The sequence below is a fragment of the uncultured Campylobacter sp. genome, assembly GCF_938039205.1.
Taxonomy (GTDB): domain Bacteria; phylum Campylobacterota; class Campylobacteria; order Campylobacterales; family Campylobacteraceae; genus Campylobacter_A.
This window is the reverse complement of the sequence record NZ_CALHVM010000016.1, coordinates 1-7,143: the sequence shown is the minus strand read 5'-3', so window position 1 is coordinate 7,143 and position 7,143 is coordinate 1. Positions and strand designations below refer to the sequence as shown.

Annotated in this window: 5 protein-coding genes and 1 pseudogene; 4 read left to right on the top strand and 2 right to left on the bottom strand. The window is 44.0% G+C overall.

The features are described from left to right. Positions 1 to 338 precede the first annotated feature (338 nt). The 4 genes and pseudogenes from Q0394_RS01895 (at position 339) to Q0394_RS01880 (ending at position 5,711) form a co-directional block, all read left to right on the top strand. Positions 339 to 2,552 carry a TonB-dependent siderophore receptor gene (locus tag Q0394_RS01895; RefSeq protein WP_298945295.1) on the top strand — a complete coding sequence of 738 codons (2,214 nt, stop codon included), beginning with the start codon at positions 339 to 341 and terminating at the stop codon, positions 2,550 to 2,552. Positions 2,553 to 2,738: 186 nt separating this feature from the next. Next, positions 2,739 to 4,505: an ABC transporter ATP-binding protein/permease gene (locus tag Q0394_RS01890; protein ID WP_298945294.1), complete on the top strand. Its 1,767-nt coding sequence runs from the start codon at positions 2,739 to 2,741 to the stop codon at positions 4,503 to 4,505. An 81-nt stretch (positions 4,506 to 4,586) separates the two neighbouring features. Then, positions 4,587 to 4,721: a hypothetical protein gene (locus Q0394_RS01885; RefSeq protein WP_298945293.1), complete on the top strand. Its 135-nt coding sequence runs from the start codon at positions 4,587 to 4,589 to the stop codon at positions 4,719 to 4,721. 159 nt (positions 4,722 to 4,880) lie between these two features. Then, positions 4,881 to 5,711 (top strand): annotated as a pseudogene (locus Q0394_RS01880) (IS1595 family transposase). Between the two features lie 384 nt (positions 5,712 to 6,095). Here the strand turns inward: Q0394_RS01880 and Q0394_RS01875 are convergent. Beyond that, positions 6,096 to 6,623 (bottom strand): cytochrome c3 family protein, encoded by a 528-nt coding sequence (locus tag Q0394_RS01875; RefSeq protein WP_298945292.1) that lies wholly within the window; start codon positions 6,621 to 6,623, stop codon positions 6,096 to 6,098. Continuing rightward, a partial coding sequence (locus tag Q0394_RS01870) for an FAD-binding protein (protein ID WP_298945291.1) occupies positions 6,620 to 7,143 on the bottom strand: 524 nt, incomplete at its 5' end. The genes Q0394_RS01875 and Q0394_RS01870, both read right to left, overlap by 4 nt.

The following is a 7,143-nucleotide window of genomic DNA, read 5'->3' as shown; positions in this document are numbered from 1 at the left end:
TTATTGAAGATAAGGCTCCTGAGATCAAAGAGGATGTATTTAGAAGACATGATGTCGTGATGGGGATGGGCTGAGGCGATATACCTAAAAAGGTCCAGCATCCAAAACTAATTTAAAAAATGATAGATAAAAAACTTGATTAGAATTTAGTATGAATCTGCTTTCGCTTTTCCTCAAAATTTAACTATACTTCATAAAAAATTAATCTAAAATACCAAATTTATCCGCTCAAATTTAACCCCTGTTTTGCCTGATTTAGCACCTGTTTGCTCTTTATTTTCTCTTAAATTTTTTTATATATAATTCGCCTAATCCTTATCAATATTAAGGAGAAAATTTTGAACGCTCACTGCAAATTTGTAGGCCTGTCTATGTGCCTTGCTTGCTCGCTTTACGCAGTCGATGCAAACCTCGGCGAGGTGACCGCCTACGGCAAAACAGACATCTCGGCGACCGAAGGTACGGGCTCATATACGACGCAAAACATGAACACTGCGACGGGTCTTGATTTAACTATCCGCGAAACGCCGCAAACCGTCACCATTATCCCCGATCAGCTCGTTAAAGATCTAAATTTAAACGACGTAGATAAGGCGCTAAGCTATGCGCCGGGCATTACGACTACGAGCAGGTTTGGCATGAATCTACCGATGTCTAGAGGCTTTAACATCGATAACATCCAAGAAGACGGCATGCAGTCCACCACCGCGCTTGCTGCGCAGGGGCTCTACGGCCAGTCCAAAGAGCATACCGATATGGCGTTTTATGACCGCGTGGAGGTACTTCGCGGCGTGGCGGGTCTGACGCAGAGTAACGGCGAGCCCGGCGGCACGGTAAATCTAGTCCGCAAGCGCCCCGGCGACGAGCTTGGCATAAATCTAGGGCTAAGTATGGGCAGCTGGAACAACTACAGAGGCTCGTTTGACGTAACCGACGCGCTAAACACAGACGGCACGATCCGCGGCAGGCTAATCGGAATCCTAAACAAAACAGGCTCGTTTAAAAATCACAAAAACGGTCACCGAGAGGCGCTGGGCAGTACGTTTGAGTTTGATCTCACGGATAAAACGATGCTAACTACCGGCCTCATCTGGCAAAGGACGCTTGGCGTCTACGACATCTACGGCGTATCGGCTAGCGACGCGAGCGGTAATCTTTTAAATTTGAGCCGAAAAAGCTATTTTGGCTCAAACTGGGATAAAAGCGAATACGAGAAATTTAACGCCTTTACCGAGCTTTCGCATCAACTTAGCGATGATACGAAAATCTACGCCAAACTAAACTACACTAAAAGCGAAGGTATGTTTAAATTTGGTGCAATGGGCGGCACGAACCCATATAACGTCGCGATCGCAAGACCGACGCACAACGTGAGATTTAGAAAATACGACAACGAATCGGACGAGGTAAATTTGCAAATCGGCGCGGACGGCAAATACGAGCTTTTTGGGCGTAAGCACGAGTTTTTCGTAAACGGCTCGCTCTCCCGCGAGAAATTTACCCGCCACGACAAATGGGCGCCAAACGCCAGCCTAAGCTCGCTGGGTATAGGGCTATATAACTGGAACGGCGGCGCAATAGCCGAGCCCAACTGGAACGGTAGCACGATAACGGATGATGATCTATACACGACTAAAATTTACCAGCGCGCCTTTGGTATCGGCACGAGATATAACTTCACGGACGACTGGCACTTGCTAGTAGGCGGTAGATTTACCAGCGTAAAATACGACAAAAAATGGGACGACCTCAAAAACCATACAAGCAAAAAGACGCTAGATCTAACTAAAAATCACTTCGCGCCTTATGCGGGTCTGACTTGGGATTTTGCTAAAAATCACAGCTGGTATGTTAGCTACGCAGAGATCTTTAAACCTCAAAGCGCTACGGACGCGAACAAAAACATCCTAAAGCCGATCGTTGGCTACAACGTAGAAACGGGCGTAAAATCAGAGTACTTTGACGGCGCGCTAAACACTGCAGTCGCGCTATTTCAGGTCGTGCAAGAAAACAGAGCCATCCAAGATCCGCTAAATACCGCCAACAGCATCGCCGAGGGCAAGGTGCGAAGCCGCGGTCTAGACCTTGAAATTTCAGGCGCCTTGACCGATAGATGGAATCTCTTTGCAGGCTATACGTTTAACAAAAGCGTCTATATGAAAAGCGAGAAAAAGACCTCCACAAACGTAAACTACGACAAAGGCGCGAACGCAAAATCCTACGTACCTAAGCACTTGTTTAAAATTTACACCAGCTACGAGATACCGTTTTCTAGCAGCCAAAAGTTAAGCTTTGGCACCGGTGTTAGATGGCAGAGCGCGACTTCGGGCTTTTATCAAAACGTAGCCTACGTAGCGCCGGTGCAAAAAGCCTATGCGCTTTGGGATGCCAGCGTGAACTACTTTTTCAACAAAAATTTCAGCCTCGGACTCGCGGTCAAAAACATAACCGACAAAAAGTATTTTATGAATACGCAAAACAGAACCGCCGGCATGAACAACTTCTACGGCGATCCGCGAAATTTCACGCTGACGTTTAACTATACGTATTAAAGAACTTTGCGGGATCAAATTTGCGTAAATTTCAGCTTTTTCGAAGCGGTAAATAAACATACCGCTTCGCGCTTTAAATTTGAACAGAGCAGGCCAAATTTAGGCTAAAATTTGCGCCGCATAAAAATTTCTGGACGTAAATTTACCGCTCGCCGTAGAGCACAAAAACAAACAAAAAGGCTAAATTTGCAAATTTTAAAGAAGTTTTTCATCATCGCGGGCTGGTTTTGGACGGGCAAGCGCTCGCTGGGGGCGTGGGTGATGCTGGCCGTGACACTGGGAGCTAGCCTAGCCATCGTCAAGGTCGCGACGCTAATGAACGCTTGGGACAAAAAATTTTACGACGCGATCGAAAAATTTGAAAAAGATCTCATGCTCTCGCTTGTGGGTGAATTTCTCGTCTACACCGCCGTTATCGTGCTTTTTATCGTGATCGGAAACTGGTTTAAAAAGCTACTCGTGATCTCGTGGCGCGAGAGCCTAAGCGAAGAGATGGAAGATCTGTGGCTAAAAAACGCAAATTTCTATCGTCTATCCTCAGCCGCGGGCTTTGATAATCCGGATCAGCGTATCACAGAGGACAGCCTCCTGCTCGCCGATAAAAGCGTAAATCTCGTAAAATCCCTAGTTTATAACCTCTCCAAGCTTTTTGCTTTCACGTTTATCCTCTGGGAGGCGTCAAAGGTCTTGCATTTTAGCGCGTTTGGACGCGAGTTTGCGCTGGAGGGTTTTTTGGTCTACGTCGCGCTCGTCTATACGATCATTAGCTCGCTAATCACCCACCTAATCGGCCATAGCCTAAAGCGCCTAAACTACGAAAAACAGCAGGTCGAGGCCGACTACCGCGCAAATCTGCTAATCACTCGCGAAAACGCCGAAGCCGTCGCGCTGATGAATGGCGCAGGCGCTGAAAAATCGCGCTTTCGAGCGAGCTTTAACGAGGTAGTGCGCAACTGGCGCGTCATAATGAACACCGAGTTTCGCCTAGAGTGCTTTTCGGCTAGCTACTTAAAAATCACAAATCTAATCCCGATTTTTGCCTGTTTGCCACTTTATTTCGCGCGGGCAATGAGCTTTGGCGATATGATGCGGGCGCGCTCGGCGTTTTATAGCGTGCAGGACGGCTTTGCGTGGTTTATGGATTATTATAAACAAATCATGGAGTGGGCGGCAAGCGTGGAGCGCATATATAAATTCGTTGAGATCGCGCAGGCGGCAGACTCTAAGGTCAAATATGACGCTAGATTTAGCGGACAAAACAGCAACCTTGACGGAGTGAACGAATTCGCCCGGGTAACGGCGGCAAATTTGACACAGGATAAACTTAAAAGCGTTAAATTTGACGAGAGCTGCAAACAAAACGAGTTAAAATGCTCAAATTTGCAAATTTTTACCCCAAGCGGCGAAAGGCTGGTCTGCGGGCTAAATTTAAACGTAAAAAGCGGCGAATGGACGCTACTGCGCGGAGCTAGCGGGACTGGTAAAAGCAGCGTGTTTAGGTATATCGCGGGCATCTGGGATCACGGCTCGGGCGAGGTTTGCGCGCCGCGCGGAACGATGAGCGTACCGCAAAAGCCGTTTTTAGCGCGCATGAGTCTAAGGCAGCTTATCGCGTATCCTGGCGACTTGCAAAGCGCAGACACCGATTTTGAGGGGATCTTACGACGAGTGCGGCTAGAGAAATTTATCCCCGAGCTGGACGAAATCAAAGACTGGGGCAAGATTTTAAGCGGAGGCGAGGCGCAAAGGCTTGCATTTGCGAGGGTTTATTTCGCGCAGCCTGCGTTTTTATTGCTTGACGAGGCGACATCGGCACTTGATAGCGCGCTGGCAAAAGAGCTCCTTGCTAATCTCAAGCGCGACTTTCCGCGCCTTGGCGTACTCATGATTACGCACCAAGAGGAGCTTAAATTTATTTTTGATAAGGTTGTTAATATCGGTTACGGCGAATAAAAATATGGCTTGTTATGTGTTTTTGAGACGGCAGTCGTATTTTTCAAATTTTAGCCCATATCCCAAAAATAGAGAGGCACAATGAGCAAGACAGATGAAATTCGCGAATATCTGGATGCTAAATTTAGCGCGGACGGCAAGATGCAAAGCGATACCAAGGAGCTATTTATCTACCGAGTAAACGTGTCAACCTGGTTTTTAAACGGAGTTTTTTAAAAAATTATTTGCTTTCGTTGCTCACCTCTCAATAAAATTTCGCATTTTCTACCAATTATCCGTGCGTCAAATATAACAATAATATTAAATTAAAAATAAATAGACCATTTTTGATTTAGGTTCAAGATAAGTTAAAAACTTTCAAAGGAGTTTTTAACTATGATCCTGTCGATGAAAAATAAGTATATAGTCCGTTCCCGAATTTCAGAGAAGAAATTTAGAGAAATTCTAAAGTACTTCGCAGAGGATATAGAAGCATCAAAGATATCGAATTTAACTAAAATTTCAGAAGCAACCCTATGTAAAATCTTTAGAGAAATAAGAATTCTTATGTCTAAAGAGTGTGAAAAGATAAGCAAATTTAGCGGTGAAAATTCCAGCTCGCAAGCTCGCCTAGAAGCTTTGCTTTGAGATTGACGAAAGCTACTTCGGAGCTAAAAGAATAAGAGGTAAGAGAGGTAGAGGAGCAGCAAATAAAACTCCGGTATTTAACTTCGCTTCGCTCGTTACTGCGAGCAGAACGGTATGCTTAAAAGAGACGGCAAAGTCTATACCCAAATAGTTAAAAACTGCTCGGCTAGCGAGTTAATACCCATACTACCCAAATATAGCGAGCTTGATAGCTCTACTATATACTCTGATTGTTGGAAAGCTTATGATGGATTAGTAGATTATGCAGCTTTAGCTCATTATAGAGTAAAGCATTCTAAGAATGAATTTTAGCTACGCTGCGCTTGCTACTTTACAAGAAGCTAATGGTAAAAATCATATAAACGGCATTGAGAATTTCTGGGGATATGCTAAACATAGATTATCTAAATTTAAAGGGATTAAAAAAGAGAATTTCTTGCTTCATCTTAAAGAGTGTGTTCTGCATGCAGCTACGAGCGAAGTGAAGTAGAGTTTAGATATAATAACAGTAAAGATACAAAAACATTCTATCATATTTTACTAAAGATGATAAGAGAGAATCCGCTTAACTTATCTTGAGCCTTGATTTAATATTATTATGCCGATTACTATAAAAATCAGCCGTTTAATTTTATAAAAATTATGCTGATTTCTATAATAGCCGTTAGGCTATTTGCCCGTCTGGCTAAGACCTTATTGCACTATCGCCTAAGATAGTGCTAAATAAGTTTTAGCACTATAGAGCTAAAACTCGGTAGCTATCATATAAACAAGAAAATAAATTTATAGTTATTTAAATAAACACAAGATTCTGAAATTAGTTTTTATATAAATAATATTTTGTATAACAATAATTATTGCTTGTATGGAACTTTTATGGTGATACGAATTAAAACTTAAACCAAGGGCATCTGGTGTTTTGTAAAAAGAGACCAATCCGCCCCGAGCGAGGCGGATTAGAGATTATTTTTCGCTAGGCGGATACATCTTCCAGCTACTATCTACTTTCCAGTCTATCGGGTGACAAGACATACAAGTATTTAATTTTTGCGGATGATGCACGGCATGGCATGACTGGCACTGCAACATTTCATTGTCTTTATTGTGAGTGCCTTCATGTGGGTTAGATAGGCCGTAGTGTGCGGTCTTTTTCCTGATATCAGCTATCTTGTGACAGCTGGTGCACTGCTCGTTAGTAAAGCCTCTTTGTTTTGTTGGTGTCTCAAAGTCGCCAGTTGCATACATCCTGACCTCATTTAGCTGCTCACCTATAGTTGGAGTGTGGCAGTCGTGGCATGTTACATTTGCATCTTTATGCTTTTTAGCTAGCAAATTTCCTTTTGTATAAGAGTCGTATTCTGGTTGCATGTTGTGACACAAGATACAAAATTCAGCCTTGTGGCTAGCTGCTTCTATCTGATGAAAAGCTATAAAGCCCACGATAGCGGCTACTATTAGTCCTATTATCGTATATTTTTTTCTATTGCTCATGCTTGTACTCCTTTTGCGTTTGCCGCAGCCTGATAGCCTGCTAAGCGTCCGTAGCATAGGCATGTTCCGTGGCTAGTGCCGGCTAAAACTACTGGATAATCTCCCAAAAAGCGTCCGCCCATAACGTTACCGCAGGCGTAAAGTCCTGAAATTTCGTTATAGTCGGTATCTAGCACATTTGCAGTGCTTGGCTCTACGGTGAAGCCGCCCATGACGACCAGGCTCGCACCTACTCCCATTTTGCCAGCATAAAACGGCGCATGGCGGACTGGAAACATCCTCTTAGCGGTCTTGCCAAAGTCATCATCATGGCCTTTGTCGCATAGCTCGTTGTATCGTTTTATGGTCGCCAAAAACTGTGTTTGCGCCTTTTTGTTATCAGGGTAGAGCTTACTAGCAAGCTCTTCAATGGTGTTTGCTTTTATGACATCAGGCATCTCTTCAATATCTTTTACCGATATATATGATGTTTTGCCTATCGCCCACTGGCAGTCAGGTGGAAGCTTTGGATTATCTTCTA

Bases quoted from the DNA above. Each gene is read 5' to 3' on its own strand.
- Q0394_RS01885 (WP_298945293.1), top strand. From the start codon at position 4,587: ATGAGCAAGACAGATGAAATTCGCGAATATCTGGATGCTAAATTTAGC.
- Q0394_RS01875 (WP_298945292.1), bottom strand. From the start codon at position 6,623: ATGAGCAATAGAAAAAAATATACGATAATAGGACTAATAGTAGCCGCT.